Origin of the sequence: Micromonospora sp. NPDC005172 (genome assembly GCF_040608555.1) — a bacterium.
Lineage (GTDB): Bacteria > Actinomycetota > Actinomycetes > Mycobacteriales > Micromonosporaceae > Micromonospora.
On the sequence record NZ_JBEXIL010000041.1, the window covers coordinates 24,362 to 44,319 of the forward strand.

Here is a 19,958-nt window from a genome sequence, read left to right on the forward strand (position 1 = left end):
TTCGGCCCCATGAACCAGCCGCCGGGTGCTGCCGGCCCGCCCGCAACCGGTCGGCTGCCCCGCCCGGTGCACGTCGGATACGCGCTCGGCTCGCTCGCCACCGGTGCGTTCGGCACCGTGCCCGGTCTGCTGCTGTTGCCGTACCTGACCGACACGCTCGGTGTCGCCGCCGGGGTGGCAGCCCTCCTGGTGCTGTTGCCGAAGGCGTGGGACGTGCTGGTGAACCCGGTCGCCGGCCGGATCTCCGACCGCACGCGGTCGCGTTGGGGCGCACGCCGCCCGTACCTGCTCGTCGCTGGTCTCGCGCTCGCCGTGCTCTTCGCGGCCATCTTCGCGGCGCCGTTCGACAACGGGCCGGCCGCCGCGACGTACGTGGCGCTCGCCTTCCTGGCCACGGCCACCGCGTTCGCCTTCTTCCAGGTGCCGTACATGGCGATGCCCGCCGAGATGACCGACGACTACACCGAACGTACGCGGCTGATGACCTGGCGGATCGCCGCGCTGGCGCTGGCCATCCTGATCTCCGGAGCGGTCGCCCCGCTGGTGGTCAAGGCCGGCGGCGACGGGGTGCCCGGGCACCGCTGGATGGGTCTGTTCGTGGCGACGCTCATCGCCGTCGGCGCGCTGGGCGCGTTCCTCGGCACCCGGTCCGCACCCGCTGGGGTGACCGGTGCCAGCGAGCCGACGCTGCGCGCCCAGCTCGCGGTGGCCGCCGCCAACCGGCCGTTCCGGGCACTGCTGATCTGCTTCGTGGTGCAGTCCGCGGGGGTGGCGACCATCCTCGCCGGGGTCAACTACTTCGCCGGGCAGATCCTGCGCGACGACCGGAACGGGCCGACGCTGCTCTTCGCCTGCTTCGTCGGGCCGGCGTTGCTGGTGATGCCGCTGTGGGCCCGTGCGGGCGCGCGGCTGGGCAAGCGGACCGCACTCGTGGTCGCCGGGCTGATCCTCGCCGCCGGGGCGCTCACCCTGGTCGCCGCCCCGGCACTGCCCCCGGTCGTCGTCTACCTGGTGGTCGCGGTGCTGGGCGTCGGGTACGCCGGACAGCAGGTGTTCGCGCTGGCGATGCTGCCCGACTGCATCGCGGACGAGACGGCGCGTACCGGCCGTCGGCAGGCGGGTGTCTTCACCGGCCTGTGGACCGCCGGGGAGACCTTCGGCCTGGCTCTCGGCCCCGGCATCTACGGCCTGGTGCTGCAACTCTCCGGCTACGTCTCCTCCGACACGGGCACGGCAGCCGCCCAGTCCGACACGGCGAGGCTCGGCGTGCTGCTCGGCTTCACCCTGATCCCGGCCCTCCTGATAGCTCCCCCCATCCTCCTGCTCCGCCAGTACACCCTCGCCGCCCCCACCCTCGGGGTCGATCATGGAGTTGTGGTGGGGGACGGAAGCCGTTGACCGTTACGAGAAGGGCACCATGACCCCATGATCGACGAGAACACGCTCGGGGCGGGCGCGTTGTCCCGCGACGGGGTCAGCGCGGAACAGGCGCTGGACGAGGTCCGGCGGCTGCGTGCGGACGACCGGCCCACCCACGGCGGGCGGCTGTTCGCCTATGTCTACGACCCGGCGGTACCGGGGCTCGACGCCCTCACCGCCGCCGCGCACTCCGAGAGCGCCCACGTCAACGGGCTCGACCCGACCGCGTTCCCCTCCCTGCTGGCCATGGAGAACGCGCTCGTCGGCGCGGCCGGCCGAGTGCTCGGGGGTGGCCCGGGCACGACCGCGCCGGACGTCGTCGGCAGCGTCACCAGCGGCGGTACCGAGTCGCTGATCCTCGCCGTCAAGGCGGCCCGGGACGCCCACCCGGAGATCGGCGCGCCCCGGATCGTGGTGCCGTCGACGGCGCACGCCGCGTTCGCCAAGGCGGCGCACTACCTGCGGGTGGCGCTGGACGTGGTGCCGGTCTCGCCGGACACGCTGCGTCCCGAGCCCGCCGCGATGGCCGCCGCGATCGGGCCGGACACGGTACTCGTCGCCTGCTCGGCGCCCTCGTACGCGCACGGCGTGGTGGACCCGGTCGCCGAGATCGCCGCCGTGGCCGCCGAGGCCGGGGTGCGCTGCCACGTCGACGCCTGCTTCGGCGGCTGGACCCTGCCGTACCTGCGTCGCCTCGGCGCGCCGGTGCCGGCGTTCGACTTCGAGGTCCCCGGTGTCACCTCGATCTCGGTCGACCTGCACAAGTACGCGTACGCGCCGAAGGGCGTGTCGGTGCTGCTGCACCGCGACGCGGCGGGACGCGCCCCGCAGTACTTCGCGTACGCCGACTGGCCCGGCTACACGATGATCAATCCGGTGATCGCGTCCACCCGATCGGGCGGCCCGATCGCCGCCGCGTACGCCACCCTGCGACACCTCGGCGACGCCGGCTACCTGCGGTTGGCCGCCACCACCCGGGACGCGGTCACCGGTCTGGCCGAGGCGGTCCGCGCCGTCGACGGGCTACGGCTGATGGTCGAGCCGGAGTCCACAGTGGTGTGCTTCACCGCCACCGAGGGTGGCCCCGACCTGTTCGTCCTGGTCGACGAGCTGACCGCGCGTGGCTGGCACACCCAGCCCCAGCTGTCGTACGCCGATCTGCCGGCCAGCGTGCACCTCACGGTGACCGCCTCGGTCGCGCCCCGGGTGGCCGAGTTCGGCCCGGATCTGGTCGCCGCCGTGGCGGCGGCCCGGGCGACCGGCCCGGTGCGGTTGCCCGCCGAGTTGGCGTCCCTGGTCGGCACCCTCACCCCCGAGGCCCTGACGCCGGAGGTGGTGGCCGGCCTGGCCGCCGGTCTGGGCCTGGGCGGCGACACCGCCGGTCCGCTGCCGGATCGGATGGCTGTCGTGAACACGCTGCTCGACGCCTCCCCGCCGGCGATGCGCGAGAGGTTGCTTGTCGAGTTCGTCGGTCTTCTGCAACGCCCGAGCTGGGGATCGGCCGGGTGAACGGCGGTGCCCCACCCGGAATCGGGGTGGGGCACCGGGCGCGCGGCTCACCGGTAGGTGATGATCACCGTGTTGTCCGGGTCGTAGACCTCCTCCACGAAGTCGAAGCTCGCGTTCATCGGGCGGGCGTCCACGTCGGCCTTCCCGGTGCCGACCGTGGCGCCTGCCGCGACCCGGAAGCCCAGGGTGAGCCGGACCTCTTTACCGGCCCCGAGCTTGTTCAGGTCGCAGGACACCGGCTGCCCGGTCTTCTCCGGGTCGTTGCGGCAGGCCGCCCAGCCGTCACCATCCGGGCGCACCGCCGCCGGCAGGCCGATCCGCAGATCCACGTAGGCGGCGGGTCCGTTACCTCCGTTGCGGATGCGCACGGTGATCGTGCCGGTCCGGGAGCCGTCCGGGGCGTCGGCCAGCACCAGGTTCGAGGCGGTGACGACGAGGTTGACGTCGTGCGGGTTCGGTCCGAAGCTCGTCGGCCCGGAGACCTGCGCGAAGGACCCGCCCTTGAAGCGGTAGCCCCGCCACTGTCGCTGTGACCATTCACCGGGCCAGCCACCACCGGGCGCGATGTCGCCGACCTGCACCCGCACGGTGCCGTCGTCCACCACGTCGAGAGCGAACAGCCACTGCGGCTTGTCGATGCTCGTCGCGACCACCCGGCCCAGCGTGACGATCCTGCCCCGCTGGTCGCGGTCGAAGGCGACCACCTGCAGGGGTCCGCCGCTGCCGAGCACGCACTGCACCAGCCCCACCGCCTCCACCGCGCCGTCTCCGTCGACGTCCCCCTGGTCGAACGCCAGCAGCCAGTTGACGCCCTCGCGGTCGTCGCCGCTGAGCCGGATGCCCGACGTGGGGCATCCGGGCCCGGCTCGCCACGCGGGCAGGGTCACCGACGCGTCGAGCAGTTGGGCTCGGCTGATCTTCCCGCTCGGCGGGGTGGCCGTCGGGCTGCCGCTCGTGACGGACGGGCTGGGGGCCGGGCTCGCCGAGCCGCTCGGGGCGGACGACGCGGAGATGGTGGGTGTGGGGTCGACCGGGCCGGGCTCGCGATCCGGGCCGCCGCTCATCGCCGCATATCCCAGGGTGGCCCCGCCGAACAGCGCGAGCACCGTCGCGGTGGTGGTCGCCAGCCGGCGACGGCCGCGTCCCCGCGCCGTCCGCCGCACGGCGGCGGGTCCGGGCACCTCGACCTCCGCCAGCACGGTACGGCGGTAGTGGGCGAACTCCTCGGCGAGGCCGAGGGTCTCCTGCTCAGACATCTCGCACCTCCTCGGTGGTGTCACGCAGGTGCGTCGCGAGGGCCGCCCGGCCCCGGTGCAGCCAGGACTTGACGGTCCCCTCGGCAACCCGTTCCTGGGCGGCGATCTCGGCGACCGTCAGGTCGGCAAGGTAGTGCAGCACGACGGCCCGTCGCTGCTTCGGCGGCAACTTCGCCAACGCGGTGTCGAGGGCCACCCGGTCCGGGCTCGGCTCGGCGACGTGTGTCTCGCGCTGCCGCAGCAGCCAGGCCTGCGCGGTCCGCAGCCGCCGCCAGCGGTTGTGGCCGAGGTTCCAGGCGACCCGGCGCACCCAGGCCAGCGGATCGTCGTACCGGGCGAGCCGGGCCCAGTTGGCGTACGCCCGGCAGAACGCCTCCTGAACCAGGTCCTGCGCCTGCCCACGGTCGCCGGTGTACGCCGTGAGCTGCACGACCAGCGAGCGGAAGTGGGCGTGGTAGAAGTCGTCGAAGACGAGTTCGGCAGGCGCGGGGACGGGGCTTCCCGGGTCGGGGGGCGGACCGCCGACCCGTACTTCTCTTGTCACAAGCACTCGTCCTCCCCGTGGTGGCCGCAGGCGGCGTGTTCGCCAGCACCGGTCACACACTCGGCTGCGCCCGCCGGTTGCGGTGGGGACCGGTGCGGTTGCCTGTCCGGTCCGTGACAACCGGCTGTGATTCACTGTGGGATGAGGAGAGGGGACGTCCGTGCAGCTACCGGCAGTGCTCGGTGAGCCGATCCGCTTCGTGCTGAACTGGGGGCGCCGCTACTCGCTCTGGGTGTTCAACTTCGGCCTGGCCTGCTGCGCGATCGAGTTCATCGCCACCAGCATGGGCCGGCACGACTTCATCCGGCTCGGCGTGATCCCGTTCGCCCACGGCCCTCGACAGGCCGACCTCATGGTGGTCTCCGGCACGGTGACCGACAAGATGGCCCCGGCCATCAAGCGGCTCTACGACCAGATGCCCGAGCCGAAGTACGTCATCTCGTTCGGCGCGTGTTCCAACTGCGGTGGCCCCTACTGGGACTCGTACTCGGTGACCAAGGGTGTCGACCAGCTCATCCCGGTCGACGTCTACGTGCCCGGCTGTCCGCCCCGCCCGGAGGCGCTGCTGCACGGCATCCTGCGCCTACAGGAGAAGATCGCGGCCGAGCAGTCCGGGATCGGCGGCGTGCCGCAGCGGGACCTGCTCGCCGCGCCCGCCGAGGCCAGCGCCCCGCGCTCGGTCGACTCCCTCACGGCCCCACCCGTACGCCCACCCGACGCGCGCTGACGAAGGGTGGGGCCGCCGCCCGGACGAGTCCGAGTGGCGGCCCCGGCAGGTACCGGTCAGTTGGTGGCCGCGACAGCGTGCCTCCGGCGGCGTCCGCCGGTGCGGCGGCGGCCGGTCCGGCCCCACCGATCGTGGTGGTCAGGCCGAGCAGTGCGGCGGTGAGCAGGGTCCCCGTTTTGCGGAACATCTGTGTCTGGTCCTCCGTGGTCGACGCCCGGCGGGGACCTGCCGCCGCCCACGGCAGCAGCGATCGGCCGAATTGACCGTGGTGTCCGGGCCCCCGCGCGTGACGCAGACAGCATGATCGATGGGTTGCCGTTCTGCCACCCCGTTGTGGACCCGTCGAGCTAGCCTGCGGACTATGAGCAGCTCAGGGGACCAGCGGTCCGCTCACATCATCGACGTGCTCAGCGCGGAGTTCGGCGCGTCCATGGCGATCGACCCGGCGGCCTTCCGCCGCAAGTTCCGCAAGATGGCCGCGTCGCCGTTCGCCTTCTACCGGGGCAGCGCCGCGCTGTTCTACGCCGACCAGCGGGGTGACTTCGCCGACGACCGCTTCCTCGACGAGCGCACCGGCCGGGTGTGGATCCACGGTGACCTGCACGCCGAGAACTTCGGCACGTACATGAACGCCTCCGGGCAACTGGTGTTCAACGTGAACGACTTCGACGAGGCGTACGTCGGGCCGTTCACCTGGGATCTGCGGCGGTTCGTGGCCAGCGTGGCGCTGCTCGGCTACAGCAAGGCCCTCTCCGACACGGTGATCGGCGAGCTGGTCACCGGCTTCGCCCGCGCCTACCTGACCGAGCTGCGGGCGATCGCCGCTGGCGGGGACGACGCCATCGGGTCGATCACCCTGGACAACGCCGACGGGGTGCTGCGTCGGGTACTCCAGCAGGCCCGCCTCAACACGAGGGTCGACCTGCTCGCCGCGCAGACCACCGTCGACAACTACGAGCGGCGGTTCTCCGTCACCGACGGCATCTTCGAGGTCGACGCCGCGACCCGGGACGAGGTGCTCGCCGCCTTCGAGGAGTACCTGGGCACCCTGCCCGCCGCCACGGCCCGGCTACGGCCGGGAGCTGCCCGGATCAAGGACGTGGTGCTGCGTAAGGGGGTGGGCATTGGCTCGGCTGGGCTGCCGTCGTACAACCTGCTGCTGGAGGGGCACACCCAGGCGTTGGAGAACGACGTCGTGATCTACATGAAGCAGGCGCAGGTGCCGGCGGTGGCCCGCTACAGCACCGACGAGTCGGTGGCCGGCTACTTCCAGCACCAGGGCCACCGGACCGCCGAGTCGCAGCGGGCGTTGCAGGCGCACGCCGATCCGTGGCTGGGCTTCACCGAGCTGGACGGGGCGGGCCAACTGGTCGCCGAGGTCTCCCCGTACGCCGCCGACCTGGACTGGTCCGACGTCAACGAGCCGGACGAGCTGACCGGGGTGCTGGCCGATCTGGGCCGGGCGGTGGCCCGGATGCACTCGGTCGCCGACGACGAGTCCAGCCACGACCTCGTGGACTACTCCACCGAGGAGGCAATCGTCGCGGCCGTGGACGCCGACGAGCCGGGGTTCGTCACCCACCTGGTGGACTTCGCGCACGTGTACGGGGTGCGCGCCCGGCAGGATCATCAGCTCTTCGTGGACCTGTTCCGCAACGGCCGGCTGCCGGGGATCTAGCTAGGAGGCGAACTCCAGCACCACCTTGATGTCGTCCGGCCCGGCCGTGTACGCGTCGGCGTACCTGTTCACCGGCACGCGCCGGGTGATCAGGGAGGAGAGCCAGACCTGGTCGGCGCGGGAGAGTGCCTGGGCCGCCGTGTCCCAGTGCCGGCGGTTGGCGTTGACCGAGCCGAACACCACGTTGTTCTCCAGCACCAGCGCACGGTTCAGGGCCCCCGCGTCGAAGTCGATGCTCCGACCGCCGCTGGACACCCCGGCGAGGCAGACGATCCCGTTCGGCGCCGCCTTGCACATGACGTCGAGGACGACGCTGGGCGCGCCGGTGCACTCGATCACCACGTCCGGCTCGAAGGGCAGGTCGTTGACCGGCACCGTGTGGTAGGTGGCGCCCAGCCCGGCGACCAGCTCCGGCTTCGGCCCGTCGGTGGCCCGGTCCAGCACGTGGACGGTGAGCCCGCGCTGGCTGCCGAGCAGCGCGGCCAGCAGCCCGATCGGCCCGGCCCCGGTCACCAGGACGGTCTGCGGCTGCCACTCCGCGCGGTGCCCGATCCGTTCGATGTGGTCCCACGCCTTGGCCACCACGCTCGTCGGTTCCAGGAGCACGCCGACCTGGGCCAGCACCGGGTCGAGCCGGATCGCGAACTCAGGCTCGATCCGCCAGCGGTCGCGGGCGAAGCCGGGGAGCGCCTTGATGCCGTGCTCGGTGTACTGCCCGTTGCGGCACATGTCCCACTCGCCGACCGCGCAGTTGGGGCAGGGCACCGGGTCGGGATGCCGGACGATGCCGGCCACCAGGTCGCCGGCCTGCAGCGTGCCGGTCGGATCCTCCAGCACCCGGCCCAACGACTCGTGCCCGATCACCAGGCGGTCCGCGCCCGGCGGCGCCTCGCCGTAGTCGCCGGAGATGATCTCGTGATCGGTGCCGCAGATGCCCACGGCCAGTGCCTGGACCAGGACCGCGCCCTCCTCGGGCGCCGGCTCGGGCTGGTCCTCGGCGAGGCTCAGCGAGTTGGCGATCCCAGGTTTCACCGTCACAGCGCGCACGCCCTCATCTTTCCTTGTCGACGGGACCACCGCCGGTAAAGCGGGCAGATCACCGGGGCTCGGTCGAGGACCGCGGGCCGGGTCGGTGACCCTAGGATCAGCGGCATGACGTCAGAAGAGGTCGGCGCTCGGCTGGTCGCGTTGCTCGCGCCGGTCGAGGCGACCGCGTCGGTCTCCGGCGGGCAGCGGTTCGCCCGGGCCACCGTCGACGTACCCCCGGCGAGCTGGTCGGCCGCCGTCCGCGTCGCCCGCGACGACACGGAGCTGGCCTGCGACTTCTTCGACTGGCTCTCAGCCGTCGACGAGTTGACCGAGGGTTTCGACGTGGTCGCGCACCTCTGGTCGACCCGGCTGCGGCACGGCGTGCTGCTGCGCACCCGGGTACCCCGCGACGCGCCCTCGGTCGCCTCGGTGGTGGACATCTACCCGGGTGCGGCCTGGCACGAGCGGGAGACCCACGAAATGTTCGGCATCGGCTTCGACGGGCACGGGGAACTGCGGCCGTTGCTGTTGCCACCGGAGTTCGAGGGCAATCCGCTGCGCAAGGAGTTCGTGCTGGCCTCCCGGGTGGCGAAGCCCTGGCCGGGCGCGAAGGAACCGGGCGAGTCGGAGGCCGGCGGTGGCCGTCGACCGATCCGCCCGCCGGGCGTGCCCGCTCCGGGCGAGTGGGGAACGACGCCGACCCCGGCCGGCGCGGGTGGTGTGGGAGAGGGGCCGCGTGGCGGTACCCCGGCCCGACCGGCCGGTGAGCGACCCGCGCGGCCTGCGCCGGGGGCCCGTCCGGCGCGTACTCCCCGGGTTGCCGGCGGCGAGCCGGTCGCGGACCCGGCGGCGCGCGACGACAGCGACGACGACGGGGGTACGCGCTGATGCCGCTCTGGGTGGAGCTGGTGATCCGGATCGGCGGTGTGGTGGTCGCGTTCCTCACCCTGCCGCTGCTGGTCGGCCAGGCCGAGCACAAGGTGATGGCGCACATGCAGGGCCGGCTCGGTCCGATGTACGCGGGCGGTTTCCACGGCTGGGCGCAGCTCGTGGCGGACGGCGTGAAGTTCGTGCAGAAGGAGGACATCACCCCGCGCGAGGCGGACCGGGCGGTGTTCCGACTGGCCCCCGCGGTGGCGCTGCTGCCCTACCTGCTGGTGCTGCTGGTGATCCCGCTCGGCCCGAACGACCTGGTCGGGCAACCGTTGGACATCGGCCTGTTCTTCGTGCTGGCCGTCGTCGGCATCGGCGTGGTGGCGGTGCTGATGTCGGCGTGGGCGTCGGCCAACAAGTACAGCCTGCTCGGCGGGCTGCGCGGGGCCGCCCAACTACTCGGCTACGAGCTGCCACTGGTGCTGGCCGCCGCGTCGGTGGCGATGGCGGCCGGCACACTGAGCCTGTCCGGCATCGTCGCCGCGTGGCAGCCCTGGTGGCTGCTCTGGCAGGCGCCCGCGATGATCATCTTCTTCGTCGCGGGGCTGGCCGAGATCCGCCGGCCGCCGTTCGACATGCCGGTGGCCGACTCGGAGCTGGTGTTCGGCTACATGACCGAGTACACGGGCCTGCGGTTCGCGTTCTTCCTGCTCGCCGAGTACGTCGGCATCGTGGTGATCGCCGCGCTGACCACGGTGCTGTTCCTCGGCGGCTGGCAGGGCCCGTTCGCCGACGACCAGCTCGGCTGGCTCTGGACACTGCTCAAGATCTTCGCGGTGGCATTCGTGATCATCTGGCTCCGGGTGTCCTACCCCCGCCTGCGCGAGGACCAGCTCCAGCGCCTCTGCTGGCTGGTCCTGGTCCCCGCCTCCCTGGCCCAACTGGTCCTGACCGCAGCCATCCGCGTAGCCCTCTAACCCCACCCCAAGCGCACCCCCAGCCCCCGCCCGTACTGACTCCGGCGGACTACAAACACTCGCCGATCTTGCACTTTCTGTTGCGACATAAGAGGGCATAGCGCTCACATCGACCACCGAAAGTGCAAGATCGGCGGGGCGGGGCGGGGCGGGGCGGGGCGGGGCGGCGCGGGGCGGCGGGGCGTTAGCGGAGCGGGGTGTGTTGTGGGTTTACCGGCTCGGCGGGGGGTGGGGGTGGGGTGCCGTTGCCGAAGGGGCGGCCGCCCAGGGCCTCCCGGTCATGTGGCGTGAGCCAGTTGGACAGGTCGGGGCCGAGCGGCACGATACCCGTCGGGTTGATGTCGCGGTGCACCTCGTAGTAGTGCCGCTTGATGTGGTCGAAGTCGATGGTGTCGCCGAACCCGGGGGTCTGGAACAGGTCCCGGGCGTACGCCCACAGCACCGGCATCTCGCTCAGCTTCTGCCGGTTGCACTTGAAGTGCCCGTGGTAGACGGGATCGAAGCGGACCAACGTCGTGAACAGCCGCACGTCGGCCTCGGTGATGGTGTCGCCGACCAGGTACCGCTGGTCGGTCAGCCGCTCGGTCAACCAGTCCAGCCGGTCGAACAGCCGGTGGTACGCCTTGTCGTACGCCTCCTGGTTGCCCGCGAACCCGCACCGGTACACGCCGTTGTTGACGTCCCGGAACACCGCCGCGTTGACCTCGTCGATCTGCTCGCGCAGGTGCTCGGGGTAGAGCTGCGGTGCGCCCTCGCGGTGGTACGGGGTCCACTCGGTGGACAGGTCCAGGCTCATCTGCGCGAAGTCGTTGGTCACCACCTGCCCGGTCGGCACGTCCACGAGCGCCGGCACGGTGATGCCGCGCTCGTAACCGGGGAAGCGCTTGAAGTAGGCCTCCTGGATGCGCTCGATGCCGAGCACCGGGTCGCGCCCGTCCGGGTCGAGGTCGAAGGTCCAGCTCCGGGCGTCATGGGTAGGGCCGGCCACCGCCATCGAGATGGCATCCTCCAGGCCGAGCAGCCGCCGGACGATGATCAGGCGGTTGGCCCACGGGCAGGCCCGGCTGACCGCCAGTCGGTACCGGCCGGGCTCCACCGGGTACCCGTCCCGCCCGTCCGCGGTGATCCGTGTGGCGATGTACCGCTGATCCCGGGTGAACTCGCCGCCCGGCTCGACGTACTTCCCGCCTGTCTCCGCCACGTCGCCCGCCCTCCGCTCCGGTTGCCCTCACCGCCATCCTTGCCGAAATCCGGGACTCCGGCTCGGTACGGGCCAACCTCGGCCGCTCCCCGTGCAGGTCCGGAGGCGGGTCTTTCTTGGCTACCCTGCCGTCATGACGGATGTGGAGACGGCGGCCCGGCGCTTCATCGCCGACGTGTGGAACGCCCGCCGGGAGGAGTCGGCGTACGAGTTGATCGCCGGTGCGTGCCCCGGGCTGGGCGGGACGGGGCCGGATGCGATGCTGGCCTGGCACCGCGAGCGTCGGGCGGCCTTCCCGGACCTCCGCTACAAGATCGTCGACGTGGTCGCCGCGGCTGGGCGGGTGGCAGTGCACTGGCGGGCGGCCGGCACCCACGCCGGGCAGTTCGGGCCGGTGCCGCCGACCGGCCAGGTGGTCAGCTACTCCGGGGCGACGTTCCTGCGCTTCGACACCGACGGTCGGATCGTCGAGGTGTGGAGCTGCAACGAGCTGCTCCAGCTCCTTCAGCAGCTCGGCGTCGAGATGGTGCCGCCCGCAGGCGGTCTCACCGGGTCCGCGGCGTGATCCGGCTGATCGGCAGGTTGATCGGGAACGGCTCGCCGGTGTCGACGAACTTGGTCCACCGTCCGGTCTCGGTGTAGACCTCGTTCACCGCGTCGATCCGGTAGGTCACGACCTCCAGGTCGCCGTCCAGGGTCTCGATCCGCCAGTAGTAGGGGATGCCGGCTTGGGCGTACAGCGCTGGCTTGAGTACCCGGTCGATCGAACGGGTGCTCGGCGAGACGATCTCGATGGCGACGACCACCTCGTGCGGCTCGTACCTCGACGGCTCGCGAGCTGCCGCGGCGGCCGTGGTGATCAGCACGTCGGGGATGAAGGAGCGGGTGCGGTTGATCCGTACCTCGACCGCCTGGGTCACGTCGTAGCCGTCGGGGCAGTCCTCGTCGAGCGCGGCACCAAGACGCATAGCGATGCTCTGGTGGGTACGGGTGGGGGAGGGGGACATCAGCAGCACTCCATCGAGCAGTTCCCGGCGACGGCCATCCTCGGGCTGCGCGTCCAGATCGTCAGTCGTCCACTCGCTCTCGGGCGGGTGGTCGCTCTGCAGCGCGGCGGTCATGGCGGGTCCTTCCAGGTGCGGTCGTTCTCCCCGCGACCACGGTACCGCCTCGGACCTGTGGGTGGTGGTCGCGCGCGCCGGGGCCACAGGGCAGGATGGTCCACATGACCGATTCCAGCGAGCGCGGCGATCCGGCCGCCGGCGCCAGCGAGCGCGGCCTGCCCGGCGCCGGTCTGGTGAAGGGGCTGGCGGTCACCCTCAAGACGATGACCAGCCGCTCGACCACGCAGCAGTACCCGGACGTCGCCCCCGAGCTGCCGCCGCGCTCGCGCGGAGTGATCGCGCTGTCCGAGGAGAACTGCACGGTCTGCATGCTCTGCGCCCGCGAGTGCCCGGACTGGTGCATCTACATCGACTCGCACAAGGAGGAGGTGGCGGTGCCCGGTGCCGCCCGCCCCCGCCAGCGCAACGTGCTCGACCGGTTCGACATCGACTTCTCGCTCTGCATGTACTGCGGCATCTGCATCGAGGTCTGCCCCTTCGACGCGCTCTACTGGTCGCCGGAGTTCGAGTACGCCGAGTACGACATCAAGGACCTGCTGCACGACAAGGACCACCTCGGCCAGTGGATGGCGACGGTTCCGCCGCCGCCCGCGCACGATCCCAACGGCGAGCCGGCCAAGGAGGAGACCGCCGCCGCGCGCAAGGCCGCGCGGTCGGTTCCACCGGCGGTACGCCCCGCCGACGAGGGCCCGGCGTCGTGACCGTCCGAGCTGCGGGGGCGGCCCGGTGACCGGCGCGGATCTGCTGCTGCTCGCGCTGGGCGCGGTGGCGGTCGGGGCCGGTGTGCTGGTGGTGACCACGAAGCACCTGGTCCGGGCCGGGCTCTACCTGGTGGTCTGCCTGGGCGCGCTGGCCGGCGACTACCTGGTGCTCGGTGCCGAGCTGGTCGCGTGGGTGCAGGTGCTGATCTACGTGGGCGCGGTGGTGGTGCTGCTGCTGTTCGCGGTGATGCTGACGCGGGCTCCGATCGGGGCGTCCGACGACCTGGACCGGCCCGGCTGGCCCGCCGCGCTGATCGGCGGCGGTGCCGGGCTGGGGTTGAGCGTGCTGCTGGTCGACGCGTACCGGTGGAGCACCGTCGCGCTGCCCGACGCGGGTACGGCGGAGCGGCTGGGGGAGCAGATCTTCACCTCCTGGGTGCTGCCGTTCGAGGTGCTCTCCGTCCTGCTGCTGTCCGCCCTGGTCGGCGCGGTGGTGCTGTCCCGACCGGACATCGGTCGGCGCGCCGACGACGTGCACGTGCAGACGCCGGCGGAGAACGTGGCTCCCGGGGGGCGTCGGTGAGGCCGGTCATCCCGTACGTCACCGCCGCGCTGCTGTTCGGCCTCGGCGTGTACGGCGTGCTGCGGCGACGTAACGCCGTGCTGGTGCTGATGTCGGTCGAGCTGATGCTCAACGCGGTGAACCTCGTCCTGGTAACCGCGGACACCACGGCCCGCGCGGTGCTGCCGCACTCCGGGCAGGTGTTCGCGCTGTTCGTCATCGTGCTGGCCGCCGCGGAGATCGGGGTGGGGTTGGCGATCGTCCTCCAGCTCTACCGCCTGCGGTCGACCGTGGCGGTGGACGACGTGCTGTTGACCGAGCCGGCCGGGGCCGTCACGCAGGACGCGGAGGCGAGCCGGTGACCGGGCTGCTCGGGGCGGCGCTGCCGGCCGTACCGCTGCTCGCCGGTCTGCTCGGTCTGCTGCTGCCGCCGGCCCCACGCCATGCCGGCGGTTATCGGGCCCGCGCGACCGCCGTGGCGATCGGCGTGGCCGGTGCGGCCGGGGCGCTGGCGCTGGCCGTGGCCCTGCTGTTGACTGTCGACGGTCCGACCGAGACGTCGACGACCTGGGTGGACATCGGCGGGTTGGCGGTGACCCTCGGCGTACGACTGGACGGCGCCGCCGCGCTGGTCGCCGTCGCGGTCACCGCGGTGGCCCTGGCCGTGCAGGTCTACTCGATCGGCTACCTGCGGCGTGGCCCGCACGACGATGTCGACGTCGACCACCGCTATCCGCCGTACGCCGCCCAGATCAGTCTCTTCACCGGCGCGATGCTGCTGGTGGTGGTCGCCGGTGACCTGATCATGCTGTTGGTCGGGTGGGAGGTGATGGGCCTCTGTTCGTACCTGCTCATCGCCCACGACCGCCGGCTCGCGGGCGCGCCGGCCGCGGCCATGAAGGCGTTCCTGGTGACGCGGGTCGGTGACGTCGGCTTCCTGCTCGGCATCGCGCTGCTCGGCGTGTCGACGGGCAGCTTCCGCATCGCCGACGTGCTCGCACACGACCACTCCGGCGCGACGCTGACCGCCGCCGGCCTGCTGCTGCTCGCCGGGGTGGCCGGCAAGAGCGCCCAGTTCCCGTTGCACACGTGGCTGCCGGACGCCATGGCCGGCCCGACGCCGATCTCCGCGCTGATCCACGCCGCGACGATGGTCGCCGCCGGCGTGTACGCGGTGACCCGGCTGTACCCGCTGTTCACCGCCGCGCCGGTGACGTTGACGGTGCTCGGCGTCCTCGCCGCGATCACGCTGCTGCTCGGGGCGCTCGCCGCCACCGCCCAGGACGACATCAAGCGGGTGCTGGCCTGGTCGACCGTCTCCCAACTGGGCTACATGACCGGCGCGCTGGCCGTCGGCTCGCCGTCGGCGGCGCTGTTCCACCTGCTCACCCACGCCGCGTTCAAGGCGCTGCTGTTCCTCGCCGCCGGTGCGGTGATCCACTCGGTGGGGACCACGCTGATGTCGGAGATGGGTGGTCTGCGCCGGAGCATGCCTGTGACGTTCTGGTGCACGGTGATCGGCCTCGGCGCTCTGGCCGGGGTGCCGCCGCTGGCCGGCTTCTGGAGCAAGGACGGCGTGCTGACGGTCGCCGAGTCGGCCGCGCTGGAGGGCACCGGCCCCGCGCCGTCGTGGGTGGGCTGGCTGGTGTGGCTGGCCGGGCTGCTCGGTGTGGCGATCACCGCCTGGTACGCGGGTCGGCTGCTGCTGCGGGCCTTCTTCGGCGAGCCCCGACTGCCGCTGGTGCACCCGCACGATCCGCCGGCGGTACTGCGCTGGCCGGTGTTGCTGCTCGCCGTGCCGGCCGCGCTGCTGGGCCTGGCCGGGTTCGTCGGGGCGTTCGCCGACCGGCTGCGGTTCGCCACCGTGCCCGTCGCGGGCGCGGAGGACGGCCTGGTCCACGTCGGGCCGGCGCTGCTGCTGCCGCTGGCGCTGCTGGTGGTCGGCGCGGGCTTGGTGTGGGCGCGCTGGCAGCGGGACAGGGCCGCCGATCCGGCGGCCACGCTGGGCCCGCTGCGGCCGGTCTTCGCCCGCGCGTTCCGGCTCGACGACGTCCAGCACACCCTTGTCGTACGCCCCGTCCGGGCGCTGGCTCGCCTGGCGCGCACCGGTGACGAGGTGGCGGTGGACGGGGCCGTCGAGGGCAGCGGCCGGGTCGCCACGGGCCTGGGCGCCGGACTGGCCGCGCTGCACCGGGCGGCGCTGCCCCGGGCCGCCGCCGGTGTGCTGGCCGGCGCGTTGCTGATCGGCCTGGCCGCCGCCCTGCTGGGAGTAACCCGATGACGCTTGGGCAGGTTCTGCTCGTCGCCGTGCTGGTGGTGCCGGCGCTCGGCGCGGTCGCGGTGGCGGCGACACCCCGGGACCGGGCGGCGCGGGTCGTCGGCACGGTCGCGGCGGCGCTGACCCTGCTGGCGACCGTGGCACTGGTGTCCGGTGGGCGGGGGTGGTTCGCCTGGTCGGCCGGTACGCCTGCGGTGCGCCCCTGGCACCAGGTGGACCTGCCCTGGGTGCCCGGTCTGGATCTGCGGTTCCACCTCGGCGTCGACGGCATCTCCTGGCCGCTGGTGGTGCTCACCGCGCTGCTCACGCTGCTCTGCTGCGCGTACTCGCTGTGGCGGGTGCCCGACGGCGGCAGCGGCCGGGCGCTGGTGGCGCTGCTGCTGCTCGTCGAGGTGGGCATCCTCGGCACGTTCCTCGCCCTGGACCTGGTGCTGTTCTTCCTGTTCTTCGAGGTCGTCCTGCTGCCGATGTACGCGATCATCGCCGGCTGGGGCGGTGCCGACCGGCGTCGGGCCGGCCGCAAGTTCGTGCTCTACACGCTCGTCGGTTCGGTGCTGCTGCTGGTCGGCGTGTACGTCGTGGTCGCCGCCGCGGGCACCGCCGACGTGGTGGCGCTGACCGGTGGGGCAGGGCTGTCCCGGGGCACCCAGTTGGCCGCGTTCACGCTGTTCGCGCTCGCGTTCGCGGTGAAGAGTCCACTCTGGCCGTTGCACTCGTGGCTGCCCGACGCGCACACGCAGGCCCCGACGGTGGGCAGCGTGGTGCTGGCGGGTGTGCTGCTCAAGATGGGCACGTACGGGCTGATCCGGGTGGCGGTGGGGGTGGCGCCGGAGGGTGCCCGCTGGGCCGCGCCGGTGCTCGGTGTGCTGGCGGTCGCGGCGATCCTGGTCGGCTCGCTGGTCTGCCTGGCCCAGACCGAGGTGAAGCGGCTCATCGCGTACTCCAGCGTGGGGCACATGGGCTTCGTCCTGCTGGGCGTCGCCACGTTGACCGCCACCGGCATCCAGGCTGCCCTGATCGGCAACGTCGCGCACGGTGTGATCACCGGCCTGCTGTTCTTCCTGGCCGGTGCGGTGAAGGACCGCACCGGTACGGGCGCTCTCGCCGATCTGTCCGGCCTGCGGGAGACCGCGCCCCGGCTGGCCGGCCTGCTGGCGTTCGCGGCCATCGCGTCGCTGGGCCTGCCCGGGCTGGCCGGCTTCTGGGGGGAGGCGTTCGCGGTGGTCGCGGCGCTCCAGGTGGGCGGCCCGCTGTGGCTGACCCTCGGGGTGCTGGCGGCGATCGGCGGCGCGCTCACGGCCGCGTACTTCCTGCGGTTGCTGCGTCGGGTCACCCACGGCCGGCCGAGCCCCGCGGTGAGCGGCGTCGGCGCGGGCCTGGCCGGCGCGGAGTTGACCGCGTGGTCGCCGCTGGTGCTGCTCGCGCTGGCCATCGGCCTGGTTCCGGCGCTGGTCCTCGGCGTCGCCGAGGCACCCGTCGACGCCCTCATCGAGGTGATCCACAGGTGAGCACGAAGAAAGCGCCGCGTCCGGAACCGAGGGTGGTCCGATGAGCGTCGTGCAGAGCGTGGACAGCGTGGCGTTGCTGCCGGCGTACCTGGCCGCCGGCACCGCCGTACTCGTGCTGGTCGTCGACCTCGTGCTGGCGCGGCCCCGCGCCACTGTCGCGGTGGCCGCGCTCGGGGCGCTCGGTACCGCCGTCTGCTCGGCGCTGGTCGGTGCGGGTGGGGAGCGGCGGACGTTCTGCGTCGGCGGCGACTGCTCGTGGGTCTTCGGCGGCCGGGCGGCCCTGGTCGGCGCGGTGGTGGCGCTGCTCACCCTGGGCGTGCTCGGGTTGTCGGTGCCGGCGCTGCGGGCCGGCCGGTCACCGGCGGGGGAGTACGCCTTCCTGCTCGCCTGTTCGATGACCGGCGGCGTGGTGCTCGGCGCGGCCGGCGACCTGATCACCCTGATCGTGGCGTTGGAGACGCTGACCCTCCCGCTGTACGTGCTGGTGGGCCTGCGTCGGGGCAGCCTGGCCAGCGCCGAGGCGGCGGTGACGTTCTTCGTGGTCAGCGTGGTGGCCACCACGCTGACGCTGCTCGGCGCGGCGCTGCTGTACGCGGTGACCGGCGGCCTGCACCTCGACCGGGTCGGCGCGCTGCTGGCCGAGCGTCCGGAGCTGCGCGAACTGCCACTGACCACCGCCGCCGTGGCGCTGCTGCTGCTCGGACTGGCCTTCAAGGTGGCGGCGGTGCCGTTCCACGCCTGGGCGCCGGCCACTTACGACGGCGCTCCGCTGCCGGTCGCCGCGTACCTGTCGACGGCGTCCAAGCTGGGCGGCCTGGTGGCGTTGCTGGCCGTGGTGCAGCGGGCGTTGCCGGCGGACCAGACCGGGCCGGTGCTCGCCCTACTGGCGGTGCTCACGATGACCGTCGGCAACCTGGTGGCACTGCGTCAGCGGCGTACCGTCCGGCTGCTCGCCTGGTCCTCGGTCGCGCAGGCCGGTTACATCCTCGCCCCGCTGGGTGCGCTGGCGCTGGCCGCCGGCCGTACGGGCGAGGCGCGGTCGGCCGCGTACGCCGCAGCGGTGGCGTACGCCGTGTTCTTCGTGGTGCTGGAGTTGGCGGCGTTCGCCGGGGTGACCGCGCTGCGCCCGGTGGGGGCGGACGGCGGGACGCTTGACGACCTGCGCGGCGCGGCCCGCCGACACCCGTGGCGGGGTGCCGCCCTCGGCCTCGCGCTGGTGGGCCTGGCGGGTCTGCCTCCGGGCCTGGCCGGGTTGTTCGCGAAGGTGACGGTGGTCCGGTCGCTGCTGGACGGCGGCGCGGCCTGGTTGGCGCTGGTGGTGGCGCTGAACGCGGTGATCGGGCTCGCCTACTACCTGCGGGTGACCGCCGGCCTGTGGGCGCCGACGCCCACGCCGACGTCGACACCCTCGGCGGGCGCGGACGGTGTGGTGGCCGTACCCCTGGTGGGTGTGGTGGCGGTGGTGCTGGCGGTGGCCACCGTGGCCGCCGTGGTGCTCGGGGTCGCCCCGCAGCTCGTGCTGGATCTCGCCGCCCGCTGACGCGGGTCTCAGTCAACTCTCAGCGTTCCGACGGATGGTTGACGGGTATCGAGTTGTTGTACCGGTCAGCGGATCGAGGCGATCCGCGCACCGAAGGAGAGATCGTGCACCACAACCGTCTGAAGACCGCCGCGCTGCTCGGCCTGCTCACCGCGCTGATCCTCGCGGTGGGCTACGGGTTCGGTGGCAGTGGCGGCCTGGTCATCGCCGTCCTCATCTCGCTGGTCATGAACGGCGTTTCCTACTTCTACTCGGACAAGATCGCGCTGCGCTCGATGCGGGCGCAACCGGTCACCGAGGCACAGTTCCCCGAGCTGTACCGCATGGTGCGCGAGCTGGCCACCGAGGCTCGACAGCCGATGCCGCGCCTGTACGTCAGCCCGACCGCGCAGCCCAACGCGTTCGCCACCGGGCGTAACCCGCAGCACGCCGCGGTCTGCGTGACCCAGGGCATCACCGAGGTCCTGGACTACCGGGAGCTTCGTGGTGTGATCGGGCACGAGCTGTCCCACGTCTACAACCGGGACATCCTGATCTCCAGCGTCGCGGCCGGTCTCGCCGGCATCATCACGTTCCTGGCGAACATCGCCTGGTTCATCCCCCTGGGCGGTGGGGACGACGAGGACTCGCCGAACCCGGCCGTGCTGCTGCTGACCCTGATCCTCGGCCCGATCGCGGCCACCGTGATCCAGTTGGCGATCAGCCGGAGCCGCGAGTTCCAGGCGGACCAGTCGGGTGCCGAGCTGAGCCGGGACCCGCTGGCGCTGGCCAGCGCCCTGCGCAAGATCGACGCGGTGGCCCGGCGACGCCCGCTGCCGGCTCAGGGCACGCTCACCAGCAGCGCCCACCTGATGATCGCCAACCCGTTCGCCGGTGGCGCGGTGGCCGCCCTCTTCTCCACCCACCCCAAGATGGAGGACCGGGTCGCCCGCCTGGAGCGGATGGCCGCCAACTCGGGGCCGGTGCAGTTCCAGCGCTGACCCGCCGAATCCCGTACTCCACCCGCGTCCGCGACGGACGCGGGTGGAGTCG

General features: G+C 72.6%; 20 protein-coding genes. 14 read left to right on the forward strand and 6 right to left on the reverse strand.

Translation table 11 applies throughout. The features are described from left to right. Nucleotides 1-9: 9 nt before the first annotated feature. Nucleotides 10-1,398: an MFS transporter gene (locus ABZV06_RS24300; protein ID WP_355624385.1), complete on the forward strand. Its 1,389-nt coding sequence runs from the start codon at nt 10-12 to the stop codon at nt 1,396-1,398. A gap of 27 nt (nt 1,399-1,425) precedes the next feature. Then, on the forward strand, nt 1,426-2,928 hold the full coding sequence (locus ABZV06_RS24305) for an aminotransferase class V-fold PLP-dependent enzyme (RefSeq protein WP_355624387.1): 1,503 nt from the start codon (nt 1,426-1,428) through the stop codon (nt 2,926-2,928). Nucleotides 2,929-2,975: 47 nt separating this feature from the next. On the opposite strand, the gene ABZV06_RS24310 is transcribed toward ABZV06_RS24305, so the two are convergent. Both ABZV06_RS24310 and ABZV06_RS24315 read right to left on the reverse strand, forming a co-directional pair. After that, complete coding sequence (locus ABZV06_RS24310; protein WP_355624390.1) at nt 2,976-4,184, reverse strand: hypothetical protein; 1,209 nt, start codon at nt 4,182-4,184, stop codon at nt 2,976-2,978. Then, a complete protein-coding gene (locus ABZV06_RS24315) occupies nt 4,177-4,734 on the reverse strand; it encodes a sigma-70 family RNA polymerase sigma factor (RefSeq protein WP_355624393.1) in 558 nt (185 codons plus the stop codon). Before ABZV06_RS24315 ends, ABZV06_RS24310 begins: the two co-directional genes overlap by 8 nt. Before the next feature lie 154 nt (nt 4,735-4,888). On the opposite strand from ABZV06_RS24315, the gene ABZV06_RS24320 reads away from it, so the two are divergent. Continuing rightward, nucleotides 4,889-5,455, forward strand: a complete 567-nt coding sequence (locus ABZV06_RS24320; protein WP_355242276.1) for an NADH-quinone oxidoreductase subunit B family protein — start codon at nt 4,889-4,891, stop codon at nt 5,453-5,455. On the opposite strand, the gene ABZV06_RS24325 is transcribed toward ABZV06_RS24320, so the two are convergent. Further along, the gene (locus ABZV06_RS24325; protein ID WP_355242274.1) at nt 5,418-5,642 is read right to left on the reverse strand and encodes a hypothetical protein; all 225 of its coding nucleotides are present in this window, start codon (nt 5,640-5,642) and stop codon (nt 5,418-5,420) included. The two genes, ABZV06_RS24320 and ABZV06_RS24325, sit on opposite strands and share 38 nt — an antisense overlap. Nucleotides 5,643-5,816: 174 nt before the next feature. Here ABZV06_RS24325 and ABZV06_RS24330 point away from each other — a divergent pair, with 174 nt between their 5' ends. Beyond that, nucleotides 5,817-7,133 carry a DUF2252 domain-containing protein gene (locus tag ABZV06_RS24330; RefSeq protein WP_355624396.1) on the forward strand — a complete coding sequence of 439 codons (1,317 nt, stop codon included), beginning with the start codon at nt 5,817-5,819 and terminating at the stop codon, nt 7,131-7,133. Here the strand turns inward: ABZV06_RS24330 and ABZV06_RS24335 are convergent, their stop codons facing one another. Further along, nucleotides 7,134-8,180, reverse strand: coding sequence for a glucose 1-dehydrogenase (locus tag ABZV06_RS24335; RefSeq protein ID WP_355242268.1), 1,047 nt, complete (start codon nt 8,178-8,180; stop codon nt 7,134-7,136). 105 nt (nt 8,181-8,285) lie between these two features. Between ABZV06_RS24335 and ABZV06_RS24340 the strand changes: the two genes are divergently transcribed. Both ABZV06_RS24340 and ABZV06_RS24345 read left to right on the forward strand, forming a co-directional pair. Then, a complete protein-coding gene (locus ABZV06_RS24340; protein WP_355242265.1) occupies nt 8,286-9,050 on the forward strand; it encodes an NADH-quinone oxidoreductase subunit C in 765 nt (254 codons plus the stop codon). Beyond that, complete coding sequence (locus ABZV06_RS24345; protein WP_355242262.1) at nt 9,050-10,012, forward strand: complex I subunit 1 family protein; 963 nt, start codon at nt 9,050-9,052, stop codon at nt 10,010-10,012. The genes ABZV06_RS24340 and ABZV06_RS24345 overlap by 1 nt, the downstream gene beginning before the upstream one ends. 184 nt (nt 10,013-10,196) lie before the next feature. Here the strand turns inward: ABZV06_RS24345 and ABZV06_RS24350 are convergent, their stop codons facing one another. Next, entirely contained in the window at nt 10,197-11,213 is a 1,017-nt protein-coding gene (locus tag ABZV06_RS24350) for a glutathione S-transferase C-terminal domain-containing protein (RefSeq protein ID WP_355624399.1), read from the reverse strand. A gap of 133 nt (nt 11,214-11,346) precedes the next feature. Between ABZV06_RS24350 and ABZV06_RS24355 the strand changes: the two genes are divergently transcribed. Beyond that, nucleotides 11,347-11,778 (forward strand): ester cyclase, encoded by a 432-nt coding sequence (locus ABZV06_RS24355; RefSeq protein ID WP_355624402.1) that lies wholly within the window; start codon nt 11,347-11,349, stop codon nt 11,776-11,778. On the opposite strand, the gene ABZV06_RS24360 is transcribed toward ABZV06_RS24355, so the two are convergent. Further along, nucleotides 11,759-12,334, reverse strand: coding sequence for a Uma2 family endonuclease (locus tag ABZV06_RS24360; RefSeq protein WP_355242253.1), 576 nt, complete (start codon nt 12,332-12,334; stop codon nt 11,759-11,761). The two genes, ABZV06_RS24355 and ABZV06_RS24360, sit on opposite strands and share 20 nt — an antisense overlap. A 104-nt stretch (nt 12,335-12,438) precedes the next feature. Here ABZV06_RS24360 and ABZV06_RS24365 point away from each other — a divergent pair, with 104 nt between their 5' ends. From ABZV06_RS24365 to htpX, 7 genes are all read left to right on the forward strand, one after another. Beyond that, nucleotides 12,439-13,038 carry an NADH-quinone oxidoreductase subunit I gene (locus tag ABZV06_RS24365; RefSeq protein ID WP_355242250.1) on the forward strand — a complete coding sequence of 200 codons (600 nt, stop codon included), beginning with the start codon at nt 12,439-12,441 and terminating at the stop codon, nt 13,036-13,038. Nucleotides 13,039-13,063: 25 nt separating this feature from the next. Continuing rightward, a complete protein-coding gene (locus ABZV06_RS24370) occupies nt 13,064-13,621 on the forward strand; it encodes an NADH-quinone oxidoreductase subunit J (RefSeq protein WP_355624405.1) in 558 nt (185 codons plus the stop codon). Beyond that, a complete protein-coding gene (gene nuoK, locus ABZV06_RS24375; protein ID WP_355624408.1) occupies nt 13,618-13,962 on the forward strand; it encodes an NADH-quinone oxidoreductase subunit NuoK in 345 nt (114 codons plus the stop codon). The genes ABZV06_RS24370 and nuoK overlap by 4 nt, the downstream gene beginning before the upstream one ends. Further along, nucleotides 13,959-15,881, forward strand: coding sequence for an NADH-quinone oxidoreductase subunit L (locus ABZV06_RS24380; RefSeq protein ID WP_355624411.1), 1,923 nt, complete (start codon nt 13,959-13,961; stop codon nt 15,879-15,881). The genes nuoK and ABZV06_RS24380 overlap by 4 nt, the downstream gene beginning before the upstream one ends. Beyond that, nucleotides 15,878-17,386 carry an NADH-quinone oxidoreductase subunit M gene (locus ABZV06_RS24385; protein ID WP_355624414.1) on the forward strand — a complete coding sequence of 503 codons (1,509 nt, stop codon included), beginning with the start codon at nt 15,878-15,880 and terminating at the stop codon, nt 17,384-17,386. Before ABZV06_RS24380 ends, ABZV06_RS24385 begins: the two co-directional genes overlap by 4 nt. A gap of 40 nt (nt 17,387-17,426) precedes the next feature. Then, a complete protein-coding gene (locus tag ABZV06_RS24390; protein ID WP_355624417.1) occupies nt 17,427-18,926 on the forward strand; it encodes a proton-conducting transporter membrane subunit in 1,500 nt (499 codons plus the stop codon). A 104-nt stretch (nt 18,927-19,030) separates the two neighbouring features. After that, nucleotides 19,031-19,906, forward strand: a complete 876-nt coding sequence (gene htpX, locus ABZV06_RS24395) for a zinc metalloprotease HtpX (RefSeq protein ID WP_355242233.1) — start codon at nt 19,031-19,033, stop codon at nt 19,904-19,906. The last annotated feature ends 52 nt before the right edge of the window (nt 19,907-19,958 follow it).

Coding starts and splice junctions, on each gene's coding strand:
- ABZV06_RS24300 (WP_355624385.1), top strand. CDS start 10: ATGAACCAGCCGCCGGGTGCTGCCGGCCCGCCCGCAACCGGTCGGCTG.
- ABZV06_RS24305 (WP_355624387.1), top strand. CDS start 1,426: ATGATCGACGAGAACACGCTCGGGGCGGGCGCGTTGTCCCGCGACGGG.
- ABZV06_RS24310 (WP_355624390.1), bottom strand. CDS start 4,184: ATGTCTGAGCAGGAGACCCTCGGCCTCGCCGAGGAGTTCGCCCACTAC.
- ABZV06_RS24325 (WP_355242274.1), bottom strand. CDS start 5,642: ATGTTCCGCAAAACGGGGACCCTGCTCACCGCCGCACTGCTCGGCCTG.
- ABZV06_RS24330 (WP_355624396.1), top strand. CDS start 5,817: ATGAGCAGCTCAGGGGACCAGCGGTCCGCTCACATCATCGACGTGCTC.
- ABZV06_RS24340 (WP_355242265.1), top strand. CDS start 8,286: ATGACGTCAGAAGAGGTCGGCGCTCGGCTGGTCGCGTTGCTCGCGCCG.
- ABZV06_RS24345 (WP_355242262.1), top strand. CDS start 9,050: ATGCCGCTCTGGGTGGAGCTGGTGATCCGGATCGGCGGTGTGGTGGTC.
- ABZV06_RS24355 (WP_355624402.1), top strand. CDS start 11,347: ATGACGGATGTGGAGACGGCGGCCCGGCGCTTCATCGCCGACGTGTGG.
- ABZV06_RS24360 (WP_355242253.1), bottom strand. CDS start 12,334: ATGACCGCCGCGCTGCAGAGCGACCACCCGCCCGAGAGCGAGTGGACG.
- ABZV06_RS24365 (WP_355242250.1), top strand. CDS start 12,439: ATGACCGATTCCAGCGAGCGCGGCGATCCGGCCGCCGGCGCCAGCGAG.
- ABZV06_RS24385 (WP_355624414.1), top strand. CDS start 15,878: ATGACGCTTGGGCAGGTTCTGCTCGTCGCCGTGCTGGTGGTGCCGGCG.
- ABZV06_RS24390 (WP_355624417.1), top strand. CDS start 17,427: ATGAGCGTCGTGCAGAGCGTGGACAGCGTGGCGTTGCTGCCGGCGTAC.